This window comes from Glutamicibacter soli (genome assembly GCF_003309065.1).
Taxonomy (GTDB): domain Bacteria; phylum Actinomycetota; class Actinomycetes; order Actinomycetales; family Micrococcaceae; genus Glutamicibacter; species Glutamicibacter soli.
This window is the reverse complement of the sequence record NZ_POAF01000015.1, coordinates 1-21,127: the sequence shown is the minus strand read 5'-3', so window position 1 is coordinate 21,127 and position 21,127 is coordinate 1. Positions and strand designations below refer to the sequence as shown.

23 protein-coding genes are annotated in these 21,127 nt (G+C 65.7%); 15 read left to right on the top strand and 8 right to left on the bottom strand.

What is annotated here, in order from left to right:
- Positions 1–138: 138 nt before the first annotated feature.
- Positions 139–741: a hypothetical protein gene (locus C1H84_RS17785; RefSeq protein ID WP_047119024.1), complete on the bottom strand. Its 603-nt coding sequence runs from the start codon at positions 739–741 to the stop codon at positions 139–141.
- Between the two features lie 58 nt (positions 742–799).
- A complete protein-coding gene (gene yczE / locus C1H84_RS17780; protein ID WP_047119025.1) occupies positions 800–1,435 on the bottom strand; it encodes a membrane protein YczE in 636 nt (211 codons plus the stop codon).
- Between the two features lie 61 nt (positions 1,436–1,496).
- Between yczE and yczR the strand changes: the two genes are divergently transcribed.
- A complete protein-coding gene (gene yczR / locus C1H84_RS17775) occupies positions 1,497–2,897 on the top strand; it encodes a MocR-like transcription factor YczR (protein WP_113608176.1) in 1,401 nt (466 codons plus the stop codon).
- Here yczR and C1H84_RS17770 read toward each other — a convergent pair whose 3' ends face one another.
- Positions 2,898–3,518 carry a pyroglutamyl-peptidase I gene (locus tag C1H84_RS17770; protein ID WP_113608175.1) on the bottom strand — a complete coding sequence of 207 codons (621 nt, stop codon included), beginning with the start codon at positions 3,516–3,518 and terminating at the stop codon, positions 2,898–2,900. It lies immediately after the preceding gene.
- Between the two features lie 180 nt (positions 3,519–3,698).
- Between C1H84_RS17770 and C1H84_RS17765 the strand changes: the two genes are divergently transcribed.
- Positions 3,699–4,802 carry a DNA recombination protein RmuC gene (locus tag C1H84_RS17765; RefSeq protein WP_244910942.1) on the top strand — a complete coding sequence of 368 codons (1,104 nt, stop codon included), beginning with the start codon at positions 3,699–3,701 and terminating at the stop codon, positions 4,800–4,802.
- Positions 4,803–5,182: 380 nt separating this feature from the next.
- On the opposite strand, the gene C1H84_RS18135 is transcribed toward C1H84_RS17765, so the two are convergent.
- From C1H84_RS18135 to C1H84_RS17755, 3 genes are all read right to left on the bottom strand, one after another.
- Positions 5,183–5,818 carry a hypothetical protein gene (locus C1H84_RS18135; RefSeq protein ID WP_146956206.1) on the bottom strand — a complete coding sequence of 212 codons (636 nt, stop codon included), beginning with the start codon at positions 5,816–5,818 and terminating at the stop codon, positions 5,183–5,185.
- Positions 5,819–6,076: 258 nt separating this feature from the next.
- Positions 6,077–6,361: a hypothetical protein gene (locus tag C1H84_RS18130; RefSeq protein ID WP_146956204.1), complete on the bottom strand. Its 285-nt coding sequence runs from the start codon at positions 6,359–6,361 to the stop codon at positions 6,077–6,079.
- Positions 6,362–6,934: 573 nt separating this feature from the next.
- Complete coding sequence (locus C1H84_RS17755; protein ID WP_047119029.1) at positions 6,935–7,414, bottom strand: inorganic diphosphatase; 480 nt, start codon at positions 7,412–7,414, stop codon at positions 6,935–6,937.
- A 97-nt stretch (positions 7,415–7,511) separates the two neighbouring features.
- On the opposite strand from C1H84_RS17755, the gene dacB reads away from it, so the two are divergent.
- The 13 genes from dacB (at position 7,512) to panC (ending at position 19,768) form a co-directional block, all read left to right on the top strand.
- The gene (gene dacB, locus C1H84_RS17750; protein ID WP_113608173.1) at positions 7,512–8,876 is read left to right on the top strand and encodes a D-alanyl-D-alanine carboxypeptidase/D-alanyl-D-alanine endopeptidase; all 1,365 of its coding nucleotides are present in this window, start codon (positions 7,512–7,514) and stop codon (positions 8,874–8,876) included.
- A gap of 12 nt (positions 8,877–8,888) precedes the next feature.
- Entirely contained in the window at positions 8,889–9,812 is a 924-nt protein-coding gene (locus C1H84_RS17745) for a zinc-dependent metalloprotease (protein ID WP_113608172.1), read from the top strand.
- Positions 9,809–10,735 (top strand): tRNA lysidine(34) synthetase TilS, encoded by a 927-nt coding sequence (gene tilS, locus C1H84_RS17740; RefSeq protein ID WP_113608171.1) that lies wholly within the window; start codon positions 9,809–9,811, stop codon positions 10,733–10,735. The genes C1H84_RS17745 and tilS overlap by 4 nt, the downstream gene beginning before the upstream one ends.
- A gap of 64 nt (positions 10,736–10,799) precedes the next feature.
- Entirely contained in the window at positions 10,800–11,351 is a 552-nt protein-coding gene (gene hpt / locus C1H84_RS17735) for a hypoxanthine phosphoribosyltransferase (protein ID WP_047119033.1), read from the top strand.
- A gap of 107 nt (positions 11,352–11,458) precedes the next feature.
- Positions 11,459–13,384, top strand: coding sequence for an ATP-dependent zinc metalloprotease FtsH (ftsH, locus tag C1H84_RS17730; protein WP_047119034.1), 1,926 nt, complete (start codon positions 11,459–11,461; stop codon positions 13,382–13,384).
- Between the two features lie 9 nt (positions 13,385–13,393).
- The gene (folE, locus tag C1H84_RS17725; protein ID WP_047119035.1) at positions 13,394–13,972 is read left to right on the top strand and encodes a GTP cyclohydrolase I FolE; all 579 of its coding nucleotides are present in this window, start codon (positions 13,394–13,396) and stop codon (positions 13,970–13,972) included.
- A 6-nt stretch (positions 13,973–13,978) separates the two neighbouring features.
- The gene (gene folP / locus C1H84_RS17720) at positions 13,979–14,881 is read left to right on the top strand and encodes a dihydropteroate synthase (protein WP_047119036.1); all 903 of its coding nucleotides are present in this window, start codon (positions 13,979–13,981) and stop codon (positions 14,879–14,881) included.
- The gene (gene folK, locus C1H84_RS17715) at positions 14,868–15,701 is read left to right on the top strand and encodes a 2-amino-4-hydroxy-6-hydroxymethyldihydropteridine diphosphokinase (protein ID WP_113608170.1); all 834 of its coding nucleotides are present in this window, start codon (positions 14,868–14,870) and stop codon (positions 15,699–15,701) included. The genes folP and folK overlap by 14 nt, the downstream gene beginning before the upstream one ends.
- On the top strand, positions 15,698–16,171 hold the full coding sequence (locus C1H84_RS17710) for a DUF3180 domain-containing protein (RefSeq protein WP_113608169.1): 474 nt from the start codon (positions 15,698–15,700) through the stop codon (positions 16,169–16,171). Before folK ends, C1H84_RS17710 begins: the two co-directional genes overlap by 4 nt.
- Complete coding sequence (locus tag C1H84_RS17705; protein ID WP_231735865.1) at positions 16,152–16,637, top strand: PH domain-containing protein; 486 nt, start codon at positions 16,152–16,154, stop codon at positions 16,635–16,637. The genes C1H84_RS17710 and C1H84_RS17705 overlap by 20 nt, the downstream gene beginning before the upstream one ends.
- Positions 16,634–18,007: a PH domain-containing protein gene (locus C1H84_RS17700; RefSeq protein ID WP_053797143.1), complete on the top strand. Its 1,374-nt coding sequence runs from the start codon at positions 16,634–16,636 to the stop codon at positions 18,005–18,007. Before C1H84_RS17705 ends, C1H84_RS17700 begins: the two co-directional genes overlap by 4 nt.
- 23 nt (positions 18,008–18,030) lie before the next feature.
- Complete coding sequence (locus C1H84_RS17695; protein WP_047119041.1) at positions 18,031–18,897, top strand: Rossmann-like and DUF2520 domain-containing protein; 867 nt, start codon at positions 18,031–18,033, stop codon at positions 18,895–18,897.
- A 4-nt stretch (positions 18,898–18,901) separates the two neighbouring features.
- Positions 18,902–19,768 carry a pantoate--beta-alanine ligase gene (panC, locus tag C1H84_RS17690; RefSeq protein ID WP_047119042.1) on the top strand — a complete coding sequence of 289 codons (867 nt, stop codon included), beginning with the start codon at positions 18,902–18,904 and terminating at the stop codon, positions 19,766–19,768.
- Here panC and C1H84_RS17685 read toward each other — a convergent pair.
- Complete coding sequence (locus C1H84_RS17685; protein ID WP_053797144.1) at positions 19,765–20,721, bottom strand: NAD(P)H-dependent flavin oxidoreductase; 957 nt, start codon at positions 20,719–20,721, stop codon at positions 19,765–19,767. The genes panC and C1H84_RS17685 overlap by 4 nt on opposite strands.
- Positions 20,687–21,127: hypothetical protein (locus C1H84_RS18420; RefSeq protein WP_220124929.1), on the bottom strand; the 441-nt coding region annotated here is incomplete at its 5' end. The genes C1H84_RS17685 and C1H84_RS18420, both read right to left, overlap by 35 nt.

Below are 21,127 nucleotides of genomic sequence, written 5' to 3'. Positions count from 1 at the left end.
AGCACCGCGGTGCATTCGGTGTGGACCGGTGGTACGGGCGGGCGGTGGCGTTGCTGCATTGCTTCGTACATGTGTTAATTGTACGGCGTTTAATCGAACTTGTATTCGAATATAGGGCAGGCTTTTCCTCAGGAAAAGCTAAAGGTTGTCCGCTAATTCCAGAAGGCGGGCAATGCCGGAGCGGGCTCCGAGCTCGTCGTTGTAGCCAGAGCGGAGAATTGCCGCGGACACCGCCTGCGGGGTGATGCCCAGCGTCTGGGCCACCGCCTTCTGTTGCCCGCGCACCCCGGGGGTCAGCAGGTCGACCACAGCCCATTCAGACTCGCTGCGGGTGCGAATCGACTGCCCGAGCAGGCGCAGTAGCCCTTCGAGCTCGGCGTCCAGCTCGGCGTTGCCTGTGGAGACGCAGATCGGCACGCGTTCCCCGCGGTGTTCTGCCGCATCGAGAGCGCCCTGGGCCCGGCGTAGGGCCCTTCCGTCGACCTGGTCCGCTTCGGCGGGCACCGGTTCGTACAGCGCGCCGACGCCCAGCCCGATATGGCAGAAGTTCAGCCGGGCCGCGCGCAGGACTGCGTCGACGGCGGCATCGGCATCCGCGGGCACCCCCAGCAGCAGTTGGCCGCTGACGGCCGTGAACGCGGCGTGCGTGGATACCTGGGCCAGTTGGTGCCAGAGCGCCTCGCTGGCGGCGGCGACATCGGTGACCGAGCGGGGCCGGGGGCTGAGCGCAACGACAAACATGGCTTAAGTATTGCTTGTGAGGCCGGGTTTGTCGCGTATCCGAGATATATGGCGGAGGTCAGGCCCGCTGCGGCAGCCGCACGATGGTGAAGCGGAAGAACAGCTGGGTGGCCGGGCCGATGAGCAGCGCATAGGCCACGGTTCCCACTCCCACCGGGCCGCCCAGAACCCAGCCCAGTCCCAGCACCGACAGTTCAAGCACGGTGCGGATCAGCCGGATAGACTGCCCGGTGCGCAGGTGCAGTCCGGTCATCAGCCCGTCGCGTGGCCCGGGCCCGAGGTGGCTGCCGATGTACAGTGCGCCGCCCAGCCCGTTGACCAGGATCGCGGCGGCAACCGCCAGCACCTGCCAGCCCAGGCCGTCGATTGCGGGAAGGAAGCGCAGGAAGAAGTCCAACGCCAGGCCCAGATACAGCGTATTGGCGATGGTGCCAAGGCCGGGCCACTGCTTGAGTGGAATCCATGCCAGCAGCACCAGCGCCCCGACCAGGATCACGATGGCACCCAGCGACAGCGGCACGTGGTTCGCCAGGCCCAGATGCAGCACGTCCCACGGATCGACACCCAGCTGGGCGCGGATCAGCATCGCCATAGCCAGTGCGTAGAGCGTGAGCCCGGCAAAGAGGTTGGCCAGGCGCAGCGGGAGGCGTCCGGCGCTCAGCTGCTGGCGGGGAGTCAGGTTCGTGATGGTCATGTAGACAAGCTTCCGGTAAATTGGCCATGGAAAAAATAGCCAATTTTGAACTGGTGGATCCATGGGACGCATCACAGCCTCGGCGCTGGCCCGCATGCTGGGGGACCCGGACTCCTCGATGTCCGCGTACCGCTGGCTTTTCCTCGCGCTGCGCTCGCTCATCGCCAACGGCAGGATCCTGCACGGGACCGCGCTGCCCAGCGAACGCGACGCCGTGGCTGCCCTGGGGCTGAGCCGCACCACGGTCTCCCGCGCCTATGCCGAGCTGCGCGAGAGCGGGTACGCCAGATCCCGCCGCGGCTCGGGCACCGTGGCCCAGCTTCCCGGCGGGCCGGTGGCCGGAGGCGCCGAACCGCTGCCGCTGGGCGGCTTCGGCCCGTTGCCCGGAAGCCAGGCCGTGGACCTGACCTGCGCGGCGCCCAACGCGCCGGCCGGCATGCTGGAGCAGTTCGAGGCCGCGCTGCACGAACTTCCGCGCTACGCGGCGGGCATGGGCTACTACCCGCTGGGCATCGAGCCGCTGCGCGCGGCGCTGGCGGAGTACTACACCCGGCGCGGGCTGCCGACCGGACCGGAGCAGATCATCGTGACCTCCGGGGCGTTGTCCTCCGTGGCCGCCGCCGGGCGCGCGGTGCTCGGGCGCGGCCAGGGCGTGCTGGCCGAAACCCCGACCTACCCGAACTCGCTGCTGGCGTTGAAGGCCCACGGCGCGAGGACCGCGGCGGTGCCCATCGGGCCGCAGGGCTCCGACCTGGACCAGATCGCCGCAGCGCTGGCCGAGGTGCGGCCCGCGGCCATGCTCTGCCTGCCTGATTTCCACAACCCGGTGGGCACGCTGCTGGATAACGCGGGGCGTCAGCGATGGGCCGCCGAGCTGGACCGGGCAGGCGCCGTGGGCATCATCGATGAGACCTGTGCCGAGCTGTGGCTGGATGACCGCCCGCAGGTGCTGCCGATGGCGGCGTTCTCCCCGAACCTGGTCACCGTGGGCAGCGCCAGCAAATCGCACTGGGGAGGGCTGCGCCTGGGCTGGTTGCGTGCCCCGCGCCACCTGGCCGCTGCGTTGGCCCGCGCCCGGATGAGCATGGATTTGGGCGCCCCGGTGCTCGAGCAGCTGGTGCTGGCCAACCTGATCTCCTCGGGGCAGACGTTGTCCGAAGCCACCCGCACCGCGCTGCGCGAAAACCGGGACTGGATGATCGGGGAACTGGGCCGCATCCTGCCGGACTGGGAGCCGAACCGTCCGGCCGGCGGGCTGAGTCTGTGGTGCCACCTGCCGCGGCCGCGCTCCTCGGCCCTGGCCCGCCGGCTCACCTCGGTGCTGCTGGCCCCCGGATCCACCTTCGCGGTCGAGGGGCACGGGCTGGAGCACTACCAGCGCCTGCCCTTCGCTCAGGACCGCGCACAGCTGGAAGCGGCGCTGCCCGCCATCGCCGCGGCCTGGGAGCAAGTGGCCGTATAGCTACAGGCTTGCCGCCACGAGTTCAACCGCTGCGAGCAGCTGTTCCATATCCCATGCGGAGGCCGGCGCGGCGGTGGAGGCCGCCCGCAGATCGGTTTCCCGCCCCACGCCCGCTTCCGTTCCGCCCGGACGCAGCGCGGGGACGTGGATGAACAGCGCCGGGACCGGTTGCGCGTAGGCCAGATAGGCGACGTGGTTGCAGACGAAACGTCCGGCATTCCGGGAAACCTGCGCGGCGAACCCGGCTGCGGCCAACAACGCGGTGATGCGCTGGGCATCGAGGCTCGATGGCAGCGACAATGGGCCGTCCGAGATGATCGCTGCACCGCGGGGCCGGGCCCCGTCGTTGTCCGGGATCCGCGCATCGTCTTCGTTGGCGGCCCTGGCCTCGGGCGTCACTGCGGCACGTCCGCCGGCCTCGCCCACGCAGATCAGCGCATCGGGCCGGTGCTCCGCAAGCAGCGCGGAGAGCGCCTCGCCCGAGCGGTGGAAGGAAACCGGCAGGATCGCGGTGGTCAGCCGGCGCCCGGCAATGCTGGCCGGAAGCGCCGACACCACGGCGCTGCTGGCGTTGAAATTATCGTTTCCGAAGGGCTCGAACCCGGTCACCAGAATGTGCATGGCACCTATTATGTCGAACTGTCGGTGGCGGCTGATAGAGATTGAGTTGCTCTCCAGCCGGTTCAGGGAAGGTTCGATTTCATGATTATTGCCGTTTTTATCCTAGTCATACTCAATATTCTTGCGGCAGTATGTATTGCGCTACTGTTGATCCGGCGCACCGGCGGCGTGGATGACCAGGTGATTCGGGAGGCAGTGCGCTCCACCCACGGCGAGTTGCGCCAAGACCTGAGTGCCCAGCGCGGCGAACTGCGCCAGACCCTCGGTCAGGTGCGCACGGAGATCGACGCGAAGCTCGGCGCGATGGCCGACGGCAACGCCCGGCGCCACCTGCAATTGCAGACGCTGATGCAGGAGCAGATGGACAAGCTGCGCGCCGGCAATGAAGCCAAGCTGGAGCAGATGCGCGAGACCGTGGACGAGAAGCTGCAGGGCACGCTGGAGAAGCGGCTCGGGGAGAGCTTCGAACTGGTGAGCAAACGGCTGGAAATGGTGCAGCAGGGGCTGGGTGAAATGCAGTCCCTCGCGCAGGACGTCGGCGGGCTCAAGCGCGTGCTGACCAACGTGAAAAGCCGCGGCACCTGGGGCGAGGTCCAGCTCGAGCGCCAGCTGGAGGACATCCTCACCCGGGACCAGTACGAGCAGAATGTTACGATCGTGCCCGGAAGCCGGGAGGCCGTCGAATTCGCGGTCATCCTGCCCGGGCGCGAGGATGGCACCATCTACCTGCCCATCGACTCCAAGCTGCCGCAGGAGGACTACGAACGGCTGCTCGACGCGCAGGAATCGGGCGACAAGGCCGCCGTCGAGCAGGCCAGCCGGGCGCTGGACAAGGCAATCATCGAGCAGGCCAAGCTGATTTCCGGCAAGTACATCGCCCCGCCGCACAGCACCGACTTCGCCATCATGTACCTCCCCACCGAAGGCCTGTTCGCCGAGGTGGTGCGCCGCCCGGGACTGGCCAGCAAGCTGCAGACCGAGCACCGCGTGCTGGTCACCGGGCCGACCACGCTGATGAGCCTGCTCAACTCGCTGCAGATGGGCTTCAGGACGCTGGCCATCGAAAAGCGCAGCAGCGAGGTCTGGCAGGTGCTGGCCGCCGCGAAAGACGAATTCCGCAAGTACGGGGATGTCTGGGACAAGCTGGGCAAGCAGCTTTCGGCCGCGCAGAACACCGTGCAGGCCGCCGGAACCCGAACCCGCGCCGTGGAGCGGACCTTGCGGGACGTGGAGTCAGTAAACGTTGAACCTACGACTTTGCCAGGAATCATGCCTGGAATTTAGTACGGTTTCATACATCGGGATCGACCGTGGATGATGGAACGCCAACGTCATACGTATTCGTCGAGAGTTTTGACGAGGTACCCCGTGATGATTCAAAACTAGGAGGGTCGCGCAGGCGGTGTTCCCCCCAGTGACCACCCGGTAGCTGTGTAGAAGAATCTCGCCTGGTAAACTGCCACGAGTCGTCGCCCAGAATGGCGCTAAAAGCCTTGCAAAAGATGCTCGCTATTCGTCAACCTATTTGGTGTCATTCGCCAGTGCGCTACCTGTATTTGCTGACCTGCGAGTCGAGTGCACGACGGTCTCTGTGCAAAGCCACCCGCGGATTTCAACGGTTGGCACGGGGTGACGAAATCACCTGAACAGGCTGTTCTCAGTTCTCAGATATACAGCCATATCACGCCACCGACGCAACTGATCGCCCCGGCGATGCCGATGCGTCGGATAACGAATGTGATGGCGTTTGCCGGAGTGGTGAGGTATCGAACAAGAGCTTCGAAACCCATTCCTCCTGCACCTCCGAATCCAAGGCACGCGCCAATGATTCTTTTTACCTCGGGGTGAAGAAGAGCAGCAGGTTGGGCAACGCCTATGCCAGAGATGCCCGCGACCGGAGCATCTGCGCCGGATGCAAGCTTTTCGATGACTCGACCTCTCTTGTCGAGGGTCAAGATTTCTCCGCTATCCATATAACGCATGGCGGCGACGCTGGTGGGGAGCTTTTGTTTACCTGCTGTTTCGCGTGAATGGTTGATAATTTTGAGCGTAGAGGGATCAATGGATTCACTGATTCCGGGCCCTAAGTTACTACCCAGGGAGATTGATGCTGGCGCCGACGTTCCAACAGTTTCACACGACAAGAAGGTATTGGGAGCCTCAATTGCGTGCACCGGCGCGGAAGTGACGTCTGTCGACTCAGCAGTCTTCTCGACGCCGAAACTTGCAGTCGGCGCAGTGACTAATAGTGTTGCAGCAAGTGCGGTTGAACTGAGCATCGTTACCCTCTTTTTGAACATTTCGAATGTTTCCTTTGATTCAAGAAGTGGCTGCGCAGAGTGATGTAGGTTGGCGTGACGAGAGTTTGATTCAACGCAACGGCTAGAACCGATTAACTTAATCTATTTGCGAATAATACTAAAACTACTCGAAACCAATCATATAAAAGTATGATTGATTAAAATGCTACAAACAGAGGCGTAATATTTGAATAACGTGTAACCGCAAGATCAGTTGTGCATTTTCTGACTTGAGCCCAAACTCGATGAGGTTGCGGTCTACCTGTTGCTGCCATTATTCGGCGGGCTACTTCGCACATGGATGCGCTCGGCGATCAAAGTGCTCACGAGCAGCGATCCGAAGCCGCACAACGCTGGAATGTAGGCAGCAAACCCGGAAAGGGGCGAGAGTAACCAAGTGAATAACGCGAAGACTGCAACGGAGACGATGAAGCAGATGAGGAACGAGCCCCATTTCGTCCGCTCGCTTACTCCGTGCCAGAGCGGCAAAGTATCTTGAGATGATTCGCCGGACAAGCCAAGCCAGGATGAAAATTTAGTCATTGTGAAAGATCCTCTCGGCAAGGGAATATACATACAAGAAGATTAGATACTATCTGTTAGCATCACTTTCACGGTACGGTTCAAGTTGAGCATTGCGCAATCATACTTTTGACTGACTAGGACGTCTGGCCGGCAGTGTGGCATGTGGCGGAATACGTCAAAGTTTCAACGATCGCATGAGGCGGAAAGATGAAACCGAGCCCGTCACTAGCGCGACAATTCATGACCTGATGCCATCGGGTTCCATAGAAGCGGGCGTTCCGGGAATCCATCGTTTGGCCATGCATTTAGGTTGCTAATGACCCATGTAAGAACTTCAGTGGCATCGCATCATGCTTGACAGATTCGAACACTGCTGAGGAGGGGCCTGAAGCAATGGAAGTCGAGGGGTTTGTTCCCGGGTGTCGTCGCCTATGAAAATCATTGCAAGGACTCATGCGGCGATGACAGTTTTCGGTGTCTTGTTGGGGCTTGGCCATGTACAAGTTGATTCGCCCAACGTAAGAGGACGGGAGCATGAGAAATCGGGAAAAAGAATGGCGGCAACCAAGTGGTTGCCGCCATTCGTAGCACTTAGGCCTTGAAGCGCTCGATGGAGCGAGCCAGCTCGGCTTCGGCGGCCTCGCGGCCCTCCCAGCCCTCGGCCTTGACCCACTTGCCAGGCTCCAGGTCCTTGTAGCGGGTGAAGAAGTGCTCGATCTCCTTGATCAGCCACTCGTCGATGTCCTCGAGCTCCTTGATGTGGTCAAAGCGCTTGTCCGAAGGAACGCACAGCAGCTTGGCATCTCCGCCGCCGTCGTCGGTCATGTTGAACACGCCGATCGGGCGGGCCTCAACCACGACACCCGGGATCAGGTCGACGCCCGGGATGTACACCATGGCGTCCAGCGGATCGCCGTCTTCGCCCAGGGTGTCGTCGAAGTAGCCATAGTGGGTTGGGTACTGCATCGAGGTGAACAGCACGCGGTCCAAACGCAGACGGTGGGTCTCGTGGTCGATCTCGTACTTGACGCGCGATCCGGTAGGGATCTCGATGGTCACGTCGTGGCTCATGAAAAGCACACTCCTAAACTAGTCTTAGGGTTATCCGCCCTTAAGCGTATCGCCCCCGGGCGCTGCCTTGATAAACCCGCGAAAGGAATGTCACCGCATGAACACCGCCGCCCGTCGCGTGATCACACTGGGCGCGGCCGTGGTTGCGGTGGTGGGCATGGTGCTGGCCATGCTGTTCGCACCGCGTTTTTTCACCGATGAACCTGAAGCTTTCTACACCCCAGCCAGCGCGCAGATCGCGGAAAACGCCCCAGTCACCGTGCAGGACCTGAACCCGGATGCGGTCATGCCGGACACCGCCGTGTTCACCGCCCAGCTGGACGCGATCCTGGAGGACCAAGGTGATGGAACGAAGTTCACCGCCCAGGTGGTGGAGGTCGCGACCGGCACCGTGCTTTATGACAAGAACTCGACCGCCAACGGCACCCCTGCCTCCAGCCTGAAGGTGGTCACCGCCCTGGCGGCCGTGGATGTGCTGGGCGCCGACACCCAGCTGGGCACGAGTGTTTGGCTGGACGGGGACACCCTGGTGCTGCGCGGCGGGGGAGATGTGCTGCTGGGCGACGGCGCCTCGGATCCGTCCTCCACCAAGGGCTACGCGGGACTCGCAACGCTGGCCGAAAAGACGGCCGCCGAGCTGGAAAAGCGCGGTGTGGACTCCGTGAAGCTGTGGCTGGACGACTCGCTGTTCGGCACCGCGCAGTCCAATCCGGACTGGGACAAGTCCCTGTTCACCTCGAACAACATCGCGCCGGTCTACCCGCTGGCGCACTATGCGGGCCGTTCGAGCGAGAACCTCGCCTCCCCGTATCAGCAGGATTCGGCGCAACAGGCGCGCCAGGTATTCGCCGCCGCGCTGGGTTCCTCGGTCACGGTGGCGCAGGGCGGGCGCGGTGCCTACGAGGGCGGCGAGCAGGTCGCCGAGGTGCGCTCGGCCCCGCTGCGCGACGTCGTCAAGCACATGCTGCTGGTCTCGGACAACTACATCGCCGAGACCCTGGGCCGGCTGGTGGCCCTGGCCGAGGGGCTCCCCCCGGAACAGGCAGGGCCCGCGGTAGCCAAGGCCGCAGGGGAGCACGGCGCCCAGGGCCTGGCGCTGTCCGACGCCAGCGGGCTGGCCGCTGCCAACCAGATTTCGCCCGCGGCGTTGACCACGGTGCTGCGCTCGGCGGCCACCAGCGGCAAGGCTGGACTGCGCGAGCTGGTCTACTCGCTGCCGGTGGCCGGATACAACGGCACGCTGAGGCAGCGGCTGGGCGGCGACGCGACCCTGGGAATGGTCCGCGCTAAAACCGGTTCCCTGACCGGGGTGGCCACGCTGACCGGCATGACGCCGACTAAGGACGGCAGGCTGCTGGCCTTCTCCATCTTCGCCAACCAGCCGGACGGAACGCTCGCACCGCACAAGCCAATCATCGACCTGGCAGTCACCGCCATCCGCGGCTGCGGCTGCCGGACATAGTCAGGAGCACGCATGAAGCAATTCATTGACTGGGACGTCGCTGTCGGAACCGCCAAGACCCTGATGCCGGCTGGCCCGGCCATCGACGGACGGCAGGCGGCGCGGATTATCGAGGGGCTGCGCATCGCCGGCGGCCAGGGCCTGGTCGAAGCGGAGAAGATCTCCCTGCTGAGCTCTACCGCGCCATCCCAGACCCTCGTGGTGGACCGCGCCGGCTGGGCCAAGGCGGTCAGCCAGAACTTCGCGGCGATGCTCCCGGATGGTATCGACGCCCCGGGCGCGGTGCCGCTGGTCGCCGGCGCCGAGCTCGGCGCGGTGCTCGCGGTGCTCGGCACCCGTGTACTGGGCCAGTTCGACCCGTTCGTCGGCCCCCGGCTGCTGCTCAACGCCCCGACCATCACCCAGCTGCGCGGCGAACTGAACCTGAACGCCAAAGACTTCTACCTGTGGATCGCCACCCATGAGCAGACCCACCGACTGCAGTTCGAGCATGCGCCGTGGATTCCCGGGGTCATGAAGCAGACCCTGGCCGAGGTGTTCGAGCCGCTGCGCGGCACCACGCATTCGATCAACGACCTCGGTTCCAAGCTCAAGGCCATGAAGTCGGAGGTCAGCGAGCTGACCAGCATCATGTCGGTGCTGGAGGGTCACGCCATGGTGGTGATGAACGACGTGAAGTCCATCGGCACCATCAAAACCATCCGCCGCCGCTTCGAGGCGCGCGGGGAGAACCGTTCGGCGCTGGCCACCCTGGTTGGCAAGCTGCTGGGCATGGAGGCCAAGGCGCTGCAGTACAAGCGCGGGGCGAAGTTCGTGCGCCACCTGGTCGACGAGATGGGCTACGAAGGCTTCAACACGATCTTCAGCGAACGCGAGCTGTTTCCCAGCGCCAAGGAGCTGGACCACCCCGAACGCTGGCTGGCCCGCACCCGATGAGCCGCGCCATTGACCGGGCGCGCCACGCGGTCGCCGCGGCGGCGCCCACCGGACTGAGCCTGGCCGCGGTTTCCGGCGGGGCGGATTCGCTGGCCCTGGCGGTCGCCGCCAGCCAGCTGCCCGGGGACTTCGGGGCGGTCATCGTGGACCACGGGCTGCAGGCCGGCAGCGCCCAGGTCGCGGACCGGGCGGCAGGGCAGTGCCGCGAACTCGGGCTGGAGCCGGTGCTGGTGCTGCGGGTGGACACCCGCCCCGACGAGGCCTCGGCCCGCGCCGCCCGCTACGAAGCCTTCGACCGGGCGCTTCAATCCACCGGAGCGCAGCGCATCCTGCTCGGGCATACCCGGGACGACCAGGCCGAACAGGTGCTGCTGGGGCTGCTGCGCGGCTCCGGCACGCGGTCGCTGGCCGGCATGCCGGCGGTGCGCGGGGCCTACGCGCGCCCGCTGCTCGACCTGAGCAGGCAGGACACCGAGCAGATCTGCGCCGGCGCCGGGCTGGAGTACTGGGAGGATCCCAGCAATACGGACACCTCCTACCGCCGCAACCTGGTGCGCAGCGAGATCCTTCCCTACCTGCGCGGACAGCTGGGCGAACACATCCCGCAGGCGCTGGCGCGCACCGCGCAGCTTGCCGCGGCGGACGCCGACGCGCTGGACCAGTGGGCCGGCCGGGCCTGGGCCGAGCACGGGACCAACCTGAAGTCGCTGGCGGACCTGCCGCCGGCCGTGGCCTCCCGGGTGCTGCGCCTGGCGGCCGCCGATGCAGGCGCCAGGAACCTCGGCCGGGAGCGAACAGCGGCCCTGTGCGCTTTGGCCGGGGTCGGCACGGAAAAGTCCAAATCAGCCGGGCCAGTGCAGTTGGAGGGGAAAATCAGCGCCTACCGCCGGAGCCCGGTGATTGTTTTCACCGACTCGCGCTAAGCAACCACCGGTGAAATGTGGCACTCTAGGTAGGTACCACACCTCTAGAATCAGGAGAACCCTCGTGGATTCCAATGCCGTCAAGGCCGATCTGACACACGTTCTGTACACCAAGGAAGAAATCCAGGCCCGCGTCGAAGAACTGGCAGCGCAGATCGACAAGGACTACCAGGGCCGCGACATCCTCGTCGTCGGCGTGCTGAAGGGTGCGGTCATGATCATGGCTGACCTGGTGCGCGCACTTGATTCCCACGTGAGCATGGACTGGATGGCCGTGTCCTCCTACGGTTCCGGCACCCAGTCCTCCGGCGTGGTACGCATCCTGAAGGACTTGGACTCGGACCTCATGGGCAAGCACGTGCTCATCGTCGAGGACATCATCGATTCGGGCCTGACCCTGTCCTGGCTCAAGGCGAACCTGGAGTCGCGCGGCCCGGCCAGCGTCGAGATCTGCGCGCTGCTGCGCAAGCCCGCAGCCGCCAAGGTCGAGATCGACGTGAAGTACGTCGGCATGGATATTCCCAACGAATTCGTCGTCGGGTACGGTCTGGACTACGCGGAGAAGTACCGCAACCTTGACTGCGTGGGCACCCTTGCCCCGCACATCTACGAGTAGGGAACTTTTCGCGCCGGCCGGGCGTTGAGAAGAATCGAAGGTGGCGTGCCCCGGACGCCATGACAGCGGGTGAGGGAGATGCGTAGGGCGCGGGACCCGGCGGATCAATGAAAACAAAGAAGCTATTTAACAGCTGGATCATTTGGGTTCTCGTGGGAGTCGTTGCAGTCGTCCTGTTCCTGCCGATGGTTTTCGGCAACAACACGGCGAAGATCGACACTTCGCAGGGCCTGCATGAGCTGTCCAGCGGCAATGTGACCCAGGCGAAGATCTTCGACGGAGACCAGCGCGTGGACCTGACGCTGCGCAACGCCCTGACCGTCGACGGCGTCGAAAAGGGCACCAGCGTCAGCTTCTTCTACTCCTCGGCCCGCGCCGTGCAGGTGGTCGACGCGATCAACGACGCGAAGCTGGACAAGTTCACCGACCAGCCGGTGGAAAGCAACTGGCTGCTGTCGATGCTCGGCGTGATCGTGCCGTTCCTGCTGATCGCCGGCATCTTCTGGTTCATCCTCGCCCGCTCCCAGGGCGGCGGCTCCAAGGTCATGCAGTTCGGCAAGTCCAAGGCGAAGCTGATCACCAAGGACATGCCGCAGGTGACCTTCAAGGACGTCGCCGGCGCCGACGAGGCAGTGGAGGAGCTCCACGAAATCAAGGAGTTCCTGCAGGAACCTGCGAAGTTCCAGGCCGTGGGCGCCAAGATCCCCAAGGGCGTGCTGCTCTACGGCCCTCCGGGCACCGGCAAGACCCTGCTGGCCAAGGCAGTGGCCGGCGAGGCCCAGGTGCCGTTCTACTCGATCTCCGGCTCGGACTTCGTCGAGATGTTCGTCGGCGTGGGCGCCTCGCGTGTGCGTGATTTGTTCGAGCAGGCCAAGAACAACTCCCCGGCCATCATCTTCGTCGACGAGATCGACGCGGTGGGCCGCCACCGCGGCGCCGGCATCGGCGGCGGCAACGACGAGCGCGAGCAGACGCTGAACCAGCTGCTGGTGGAAATGGACGGCTTCGACGCCACCACCAACGTCATCCTGATCGCCGCGACCAACCGTCCGGACGTGCTGGACCCGGCGCTGCTGCGCCCGGGCCGCTTCGACCGCCAGATCCCGGTGGAGGCGCCGGATCTGAAGGGCCGCGAAGACATCCTGAAGGTGCACGTCAAGGGCAAGCCGATGGATGCCACGGTGGATTTGAACGCGGTGGCCAAGAAGACCCCGGGCTACACCGGCGCCGACTTGGCCAACGTGCTCAACGAGGCCGCGCTGCTCACCGCCCGCTCGAACGCCAACCTGATCGACGACCGCGCGCTGGACGAGGCCATCGACCGCGTGATGGCCGGCCCGCAGAAGCGCACCCGCCTGATGGACGAGCACGAGCGCAAGGTCACCGCCTACCACGAGGGCGGCCACGCCCTGGTCGCCGCCGCGATGAACCAGACCGCGCCGGTCACCAAGATCACCATCCTGCCGCGCGGCCGCGCCCTGGGCTACACGATGGTCGTGCCGGAGTCGGACAAGTACTCGGTGACCCGCAACGAGCTGCTGGACCAGATGGCCTACGCCATGGGCGGGCGCGTCGCGGAGGAGATCGTGTTCCACGACCCGTCCACCGGAGCCAGCAACGACATCGAGAAGGCCACCGCCACCGCGCGCAAGATGGTCACCGAATACGGCATGAGCGAGAAGGTCGGCGCGGTGCGCCTGGCCAGTTCCGCCGCCGAGCAGCAGATGGGCACCGGGGCGCGCGAGTACTCCGACGAGATGGCCCACCTGGTCGACGAAGAGGTGCGCCAGCTCATCGAGGGCGCGCACAACGACGCCTACTGGGCGCTGACCACCAACCGCCACGTGCTCGACCGCCTGGCCCTGGCCCTGCTGGAACGCGAGACGCTGAACCAGAAGGAGATCGCGGAGATCTTCTCGGACCTGGTGAAGATCGACAAGCGTGTGGTGTGGCTATCCAACGACGAGCGCCCGGTGCACCCCGAAGGCCCGGTGTTAAGCCCCAAGGAGCGCGCCGCGCAGTCGACCGACTAGGATCGAAGCGTGACTGAAGAAAATCTGATCGACCAGCCGCGCATCGCGGCAGCCGTGCGCGAAATCCTGTTGGCCATCGGCGAGGACCCGGACCGCGACGGCCTGCAGGACACCCCCAAGCGGGTGGCCAAGGCCTACGCGGAATTCTTCGCAGGGCTGCACCAGCGTCCCGAAGAGCACCTGTCCACCACCTTCGACATCGAGCACGACGAGATGGTGCTGGTGAAGGACATCGCGTTCTACTCGACCTGCGAGCACCACCTCGTGCCGTTCTACGGCCGCGCCCACATCGGGTACATCCCGGGCAAGGGCGGCAAGGTCACCGGCCTGTCCAAGCTGGCCCGGCTGGTGGAGGTCTTCGCCCGCCGCCCGCAGGTGCAGGAACGGCTGACCACGCAGATCGTGGACGCCCTGGTCGAGCACCTGAACCCCTCCGGCGCGATCGTCGTCGTCGAATGCGAACACATGTGCATGTCGATGCGCGGCGTGCAGAAGCCGGGCGCGAAGACCGTGACCAGCGCGGTCCGCGGCCAGCTGCGGGAAACCGCCACCCGCGCCGAAGCAATGAGCCTGATTCTCGGAAGGTAACCCCCTATGTCTCTTGGAGCAATCCCGGGCACCGGTCCGGCCACCAGCCCGTTGACCGTGATCCGCAAGATCAAGCAGAAAACCTTTGCCGACCTGCCGACCGACCGCACCCTGGTCATGGGCATCCTGAACGTCACCGAGGACTCCTTCTCCGACGGAGGCGCCTACCTGCAGCGCGAGGCAGCCATCGCGCAGGGCCTGAAGCTGCTCTACGCCGGCGCCGACATCATCGACGTGGGCGGGGAATCCACCCGCCCCGGCGCCGCCGCGGTGGACCCGGAGATCGAGCAGGAGCGCATCCTGCCGGTCATCGAGGCGCTGGTCAAGGCCGGTGCGGTGGTCTCCGTGGACACCATGCACGTGGACACCGCCCGAGCGGCCATCGCCGCCGGCGCGCACCTGATCAACGACGTCTCCGGGCTGACCTACGAGCCAGGCATGCCGGAGCTGATCGCGCTCACCGGTGTTCCCTACGTGCTGATGCACCGCCGCGGCACCGCGCAGAACATGGTCACCCAGGCCAACTACCAGGATGTGGCAGCCGAGGTGCTGGCCGAGCTGCGCGCGCTGCGCGACGACTTCGTGGCCCGCGGCGTGAAGCCCGAGCAGATCATCCTGGATCCGGGGCTTGGCTTCGCCAAGGACGCCGCGCACAACTGGGCGCTGCTCAAGAGCCTGCAGGCCTTCGAGGACCTGGGCCACCGCGTGCTGGTCGGCACCAGCCGCAAGCGCTTCCTGGGCGAGCTGCTGGCCGAGGGCGGCGCTGCGCGCGAACCGCTGGGCCGCGACGCGGCGACCCTGGCCACCACCGTGCTGGCGGCCGCCGACGGCGCCTGGGCGGTGCGCGTGCATGACGTGCAGGGATCGCGCGACGCCCTGAAAGTCGTGAAGGCCCATGGACCGAATTAGCATTTCCGGGATTTCCGCGATCGGCTACCACGGCGTTTTCGACTTCGAAAAGCGCGACGGGCAGAGCTTCGTCGTCGACGTGGTGCTGCACGTGGACATCTCCCGCGCGGCGGCCAGCGACAACGTCGCCGACACCGTGCACTACGGCGAGGTCAGCGAGCTGGTGGTCGCCCAGATCCAGGCCGGTCCCTGGGACCTGATCGAGAAGCTCGGCAGCGAGATCGCCGAGGCGATCCTGGCCGGCTACCCGACCGTGGCCACCGTGGAGGTCGTGGTGCACAAGCCGCAGGCGCCGATCCCGGTGCCGTTCAGCGACGTGAGCATTTGCCTGGTCCGCCACCAGACGCTGCACACCGCGGTCATCGCGCTGGGCGCCAACCTGGGCGACCCGCAGGCCACGCTGGCCGCCGCCGTGGCCGAGCTCGGCGAGGAAGTCCAGATCCTGAAGGTCTCCCCGCTGGCTGTCACCAAGCCCGTGGGCGGCCCGCCGGACCAGCCGGACTACACCAACCAGGTCATCGAGGTGCGCACGCAGCGCTCCCCGCATGAGCTGCTGGATCTGTGCCAGCGCATCGAGGCCGCGCACCACCGCACCCGCGAGGTGCGCTGGGAGGCGCGCACGCTGGATCTGGACCTGATCACCTACGACCACCTGGTGCTCGAGGACCCGAGGCTGACGCTGCCGCATCCGCGCGCCGCCATCCGTGGCTTCGTGCTGGCCCCGTGGAGCTGGATGGACCCGGACGCCGTGCTCGGCGGCCAGCTGGTCTCCCGGCTCGCGCAGCAGGCGGCGGACACCAAGGACATCATCCGGCTATGACCCGGCTGAAGGTTCTCTCGCTGGTGTGGTGCACCCTGCTCGGGGCGGTCCTGGGCTGGGTGGCGCTGCGCCTGTTCGTCGCGGCGGGGCATTCAACCCCGGTGCTGGACTACACGGCGCTGTATTCGCTCGGCGCGGTGTGCGCGGTGGTGCTGTTCCTGGGCATCCGGGTCAAGCGCTCGACCCTGGGCAAGGCCCACTTCGACGCGATCGCCGCGGCCCGCACCCTGGTGCTGGCCCAGGCGGCGGCCTACGCCGGCGCGCTGATCACCGGCTGGCATCAGCCGGCGCTGGTCAACCTGTGGGTGAACGCCGGCGCCTCGCCGAGCCTGACCCGCGCCATCGTGCTGGCCGGAGCCGGCCTGTTCATGGTGGTCATCGGGTATGTCGTGCAGCACCTTTGCAAACTTCCACCCGAAGATCCGGAGGACAATACCGATGGAATCGCCGATGGAACGGTCACCGAATGACTTCCGGCCGGTCGCTCCCGAATACTTCACCGTCAAGCTGATCGGCTGGGCGCTGAACACCGCCCTGTACCTGCTGATCGCGCTGGTGCCGCTGATCCTGCGGCTGTTCGGCGTGCAGACCCCGAACTGGCTGGCCATCGCGCCGCCGCTGGCGGTGCTGCTCGTCGCCCTGCTGGTGCTGCGCCTGCTGCGCCGCCGAGTGCGGGCGCTGGGCTACCTGGAGCGCGAGGAGGATCTCGTGGTGCGCTCCGGGGTGATGTGGCGCAAGCAGCTGGTCATCCCCTACGGGCGCATGCAGTACGTGGAAGTCACCAGTGGTCCGCTGGAACGCAAGTACGGGCTGTGCAAGCTCACCTTGAACACCGCCTCCGGCTCCGCCACCGCAGTGATCCCCGGCCTTGGGCAGCGCACCGGCGAAGACCTGCGCGAACGGCTGAGCGCCGCGGGCGAAGCGAAGATGTTATGACCGACCAGTGGCAGCGGGTCCATCCGGCCAGCCCGTTTGTGCGCGGCTGGGTGGCCATCGTGGGCCTGGCCTACATCTACTGGCAGAACACCAATGACCTGACGCTGGCCGAGCGGCTCAGCGGCGAAAGGCTGCGCTGGACCGTGGTCATCGGTGCGGGAGCGCTGCTGGTGGTGCTCGTGTTCTACGCCCTGTCCTGGTATTTCACCCGCTACATGATCACCCCGAGCCACGTGTACGTGAACTCCGGGATGATCTTCCGCAGCCAGAAGCAGGCGCGCATCGACAGGGTGCAGGGAATCGAGGTGGCGCAGCCGCTGGTGGCCCGGCTCCTGGGCCTGGCCGAACTGCACTTCGACGTGGCCGACGGCAGCCAATCCATGCTGCGGCTGTCCTTCCTGCGCAAGGCCGACGCGCAGCAGCTGCGCGCGCTGATCCTGGACCGGGCGCACGCAGCCCGGGGAGGCCAGGCGCAGCCGGACGTGCCGGAAACGGAACAAGCTCCCCACGACGTCGCACCGGCCGGTGCCGCGCCGGAGACCGGTGTGCTGATGGCCAAGGTGCCCCACGGCAGGCTGCTCGCCTCCCTGTTCCTGCGCATGCCCACCATCATCGGCCTGCTCAGCGCGCTGGCCCTGGGCATCATGACGCTCAGCGGCATCGGCGGCATGGTGGCCGGCTTGATCCCGGCGCTGCTGGCCTTCGGCGGCTGGTTCTACAAGGAGCTGAACAACTCCTGGAACTTCAGCGCCGCGGCCACGGACACCGGGCTGCGCGTCAGCCGCGGCCTGGCCGACACCCGCCAGCAGTCCATCCCCGCAGGCCGCGTCCAATCCATCCAAGTCACTTCCCCGGCCCTGTGGCGGCTGCTGGGCTGGTACCGCGTCGAGGTCAACGCGCTGGGCGTCGGCTCGCAGGAGGAGGCCCAGAACCTGCTGGTGCTGCCGGTCGGGGACTTCGACGCGGTTGCCCGGGTCATGGGCATCCTGCTGCCGGACCTCGGGGTGGAGAACCAGCGCAAGGTGCTGTTCACCGCGATCAACTCCGGAGGCGAGGAGCACGGATTCACGCTGTCCCCGCAGCGGGCCAGGCCGCTGTCACCGGGGGCGTGGAAAAACCAGGGGTTCCTGGCCACCGACACCACAGTGATTACCCGCTACGGCTGGCTCGCCCGGGTCACCGCCTTCACCGCGCACAACCGGGTGCAGGGCCTGATGCTGCGCCAGGGCCCGCTGGAGCGCCGCCGGCAGCTGGCGGGGCTGCGCATCTACAGCGCCGGCGGCACTGTCACCGGCTACATACAGCAGGTGGATGCCCAAATCGCTGGTAAGTTCTTTGAGGAACAATCCCGCCGCATCGCCGGCAGGTAATTTTTCGTCGCGGAAGGTAGGACGTGGACGCACCACGCTTGGGAATCGGCATCATCTCCGCCGGCAAGGTCGGCACGGTGCTCGGCGCCGCCCTGGCCGCCAGCGGCCACCGGATCACCGGAATCCATGCGGTCTCGCAGGATTCGAAGGACCGCGCGGACGCGCTGCTGCCCGGGGTCGAGATCCTGGACCCGGCAGAGATCCTGCGGCGCAGCGAACTGGTGCTGTTCGCCGTGCCCGACGACGTGCTCGGCGAACTGGTGGCGGGGCTTGCCGCCGCAGGGCACTTCACCAGCGGGCAGCTGATTGCCCACACCGCCGGACGCTACGGCACCGGGATCCTGCAGCCGGCGCTGGATACCGGCGCCTTTGGGCTGGCCATCCACCCGGCCATGACCTTCACCGGCATGAGCATGGACCTGCAGCGGTTGACCGACTGCGTCTTCGCGGTGACTGCCGACGAGATCATGCTGCCGGTGGCCCAGGCGCTGGTGGTGGAGATGCGCGGGGAGCCGGTGGTCATCGCCGAGCAGGACCGCGTCAGCTACCACGCGGCGCTGGCCCACGCCGCCAACCACCTGAACACCATCACCGCGCAGTCCGCGGACATGCTGCGCCGCATCGGTGTCGAAGAGCCGTCGAATACGCTGCGCGCGCTGATGTACGCGAGCCTGGACAACGCGCTGCGCTCGGGAGCCGGTGCGCTGACCGGCCCGGTGTCCCGCGGGGACGTCGGAACGGTGCAGGCGCACCTGTCCGCGCTGGAATCCGATCCGGCGGAAACCAACGACAGCTACCGCAGCCTCTCGCGCGCCACCGCGCTGCGGGCGGCCGCCCGGGGCCTGATATCCCAGCCGACGCTTGAGGAACTGCTGCGAGTTCTAGAATAAGAGGGTGAAAACCCCAAAAATCGTCAAGACCCGCAGCGAATTGAAGGCAGCCATTGCCGAAGCAAACCCGGGGTCCCTGGGCTTTGTCCCGACCATGGGCGCCCTGCACGACGGGCACGCGTCGCTGTTCAAGGCGGCCCGCGAGGAAAACGAGCTCGTTGTCATCTCGGTCTTCGTGAACGAGCTGCAGTTCAACGACGCCGCCGACTACTCCAAGTACCCGCGCACCCTGGACTCCGACGTCCAGCTGGCCGCCGGCGCCGGCGTCGACATCGTGTTCGCGCCCGAGGCGCAGGAAATCTACCATGCGGGGCTGCCGCTGATCCGGCTGAATTCCGGTGCACTGGGCGAGATGTACGAGGGCGCCTCCCGCCCGGGGCATTTCGACGGGATGCTGGCCGTGGTGGCCAAGCTGCTGCACCTGGCCGACCCGCGCCAGGGCGAATACCGCGCCTACTTCGGGCAGAAGGACGCCCAGCAGGTCGTGCTGATCCAGCGTATGGTCGCCGACCTTGACTACGCGGTGCAGCTGCGTTCGGTGCCGATCGTGCGCAGCGAAAAAGGCTTGGCTCTGTCCAGCCGCAATGCGCTGCTCAACGAGGAACAGCTGCAGGCCGCCCTGGTGCTGCACCGGGCGATATCGCTGATCGCCGGCCGGGCAGCCCGCCACGAGCCGCTGAACCTGGAGGACGCCATCGGCATGTTCCAGATGGAGCCGCTGGTGGAGCTCGACTACTTCGTGGTGGTCGATCCGGCCAACCTGCAGGAACTGGCGTTCAACTGCCAGGACACCCCCTTCACCGGGGAGGGGCTGATCCTTGTCGCCGCCACCGTGGGCGGCGTGCGGCTGATCGACAACCAGCCGATCTAGGCGAAGCGCTGGGCGGCGTCCGACAGGATCCTGCGGAAGCCTCCCAGCTCGGCCAGCACCTCGGCGCAGGTTTCCTCGCGCTGGACGAATTCCACAGCTTGGCCCGCATAGACGGGGGCCAACGCCACGTCCGCCTCGGCGCGGGCGCGGACCATGCGTTCGCGCAGTTCCTCGGTGGCTTCCAGGGACACGAGGTCATCGGCGTAGCGGTTGCTGAAGTCATTGGCCAAGGCGCGGCCGCCGAACTCAGGGGCCCACGGCAGCTGCTGGGCTATGTCGAAGGCCCGGGTGTAGACGGTGTCATCCAGCCCCGAAGCGCGCACCGCCGCTTTCAGGTTCTCGTGTCCGCTGGCTTCCTTGGTGGACAGGAACCGGGTTCCGATCCAGGCCGCTTCGGCGCCGGCGGCAAGCACTGCGGCGATCCCCGCAGCGGTTCCGATGCCGCCAGCCGCAATCACCGGCTTCTGCGTCTGGGCGCAGGCCAGTTGCAGCAGCGGCAGTGTCCCGGATTCATTGCGGCCGTGTCCGCCGCCTTCGCCGCCCCGGGCGATGACGATGTCGATGTCGTCCTGCAGTGCACGTTCCAGGTCTGCGGCGTTGCCAACCTGCATGGCTGTCAGCACGCCCGCTTCGTGGGCCAAGGCCGCGGCGCGGGTGACATCGCCGAAGCTGATTGAAACCAGCGAGGGGCCGTACTCGAGAAACGATTCAAGCGGTGACAGGTCCGCCTCCAGCGCCCAACCCATGAAGCCGACACCCCAGGGAGTGTCGATCTCCGACACGTGGGATGCCTGGGCCTTGATCCACTCGGCAGTGGGCGCCGGGGAGACCCCGATCATCCCGACCCCGCCGGCCGCGCTGACGGCAGCGGCCATGGCACCACCTGCGGCTCCTGCCATGGAAGCATTGAAGATTGGTTCACGGTATCCAAGAAGTTTCTGCAGGTCGCTCATACGCCCAGACTAGAACAGCACCATGAATGTGACCTAGAACGCGGCCCGCCGATTTGAAACATCCGAAAATGACCTGTATAGTTTTTATCTGTTGCCGCAAGGGAAACAGCCCGAAATACACGAGCTGTTCACGCGGTGGCCAATCACTTTTCACTTGAAGATTTCGATCGATTTTGATCGGCTCACGAAGTCTGGTAAGCTTGAAAAGTTGCTCCGGAGCGAAGCAGCTCGAACCCTTCGGGTTCGGGATGCGGTGTCGAGAGTGTTTGTTGTTTGAGAACTCAATAGTGTGCCAAGTTTGTTGATACCAAATTATTTTTGTTTGGTGAATACGAAACATTTTGCTTGGGATGATGCACCCCCGTGTGTTGTTCCGAGTGTTTTTATTCGCCAGGATTTCATCACC

Excerpts from the sequence above, each read along its gene's own strand:
- C1H84_RS17705 (WP_231735865.1), top strand. The coding sequence starts at position 16,152 with ATGGAACGGTCACCGAATGACTTCCGGCCGGTCGCTCCCGAATACTTC.
- folP (WP_047119036.1), top strand. The coding sequence starts at position 13,979 with ATGTCTCTTGGAGCAATCCCGGGCACCGGTCCGGCCACCAGCCCGTTG.
- yczE (WP_047119025.1), bottom strand. The coding sequence starts at position 1,435 with ATGACCATCACGAACCTGACTCCCCGCCAGCAGCTGAGCGCCGGACGC.
- C1H84_RS17745 (WP_113608172.1), top strand. The coding sequence starts at position 8,889 with ATGAAGCAATTCATTGACTGGGACGTCGCTGTCGGAACCGCCAAGACC.
- C1H84_RS17770 (WP_113608175.1), bottom strand. The coding sequence starts at position 3,518 with ATGCACATTCTGGTGACCGGGTTCGAGCCCTTCGGAAACGATAATTTC.
- C1H84_RS18130 (WP_146956204.1), bottom strand. The coding sequence starts at position 6,361 with ATGACTAAATTTTCATCCTGGCTTGGCTTGTCCGGCGAATCATCTCAA.
- C1H84_RS17700 (WP_053797143.1), top strand. The coding sequence starts at position 16,634 with ATGACCGACCAGTGGCAGCGGGTCCATCCGGCCAGCCCGTTTGTGCGC.
- C1H84_RS17755 (WP_047119029.1), bottom strand. The coding sequence starts at position 7,414 with ATGAGCCACGACGTGACCATCGAGATCCCTACCGGATCGCGCGTCAAG.
- folK (WP_113608170.1), top strand. The coding sequence starts at position 14,868 with ATGGACCGAATTAGCATTTCCGGGATTTCCGCGATCGGCTACCACGGC.
- C1H84_RS18135 (WP_146956206.1), bottom strand. The coding sequence starts at position 5,818 with ATGTTCAAAAAGAGGGTAACGATGCTCAGTTCAACCGCACTTGCTGCA.
- ftsH (WP_047119034.1), top strand. The coding sequence starts at position 11,459 with ATGAAAACAAAGAAGCTATTTAACAGCTGGATCATTTGGGTTCTCGTG.
- dacB (WP_113608173.1), top strand. The coding sequence starts at position 7,512 with ATGAACACCGCCGCCCGTCGCGTGATCACACTGGGCGCGGCCGTGGTT.
- C1H84_RS17685 (WP_053797144.1), bottom strand. The coding sequence starts at position 20,721 with ATGAGCGACCTGCAGAAACTTCTTGGATACCGTGAACCAATCTTCAAT.
- C1H84_RS17710 (WP_113608169.1), top strand. The coding sequence starts at position 15,698 with ATGACCCGGCTGAAGGTTCTCTCGCTGGTGTGGTGCACCCTGCTCGGG.
- tilS (WP_113608171.1), top strand. The coding sequence starts at position 9,809 with ATGAGCCGCGCCATTGACCGGGCGCGCCACGCGGTCGCCGCGGCGGCG.
- C1H84_RS17785 (WP_047119024.1), bottom strand. The coding sequence starts at position 741 with ATGTTTGTCGTTGCGCTCAGCCCCCGGCCCCGCTCGGTCACCGATGTC.
- yczR (WP_113608176.1), top strand. The coding sequence starts at position 1,497 with ATGGGACGCATCACAGCCTCGGCGCTGGCCCGCATGCTGGGGGACCCG.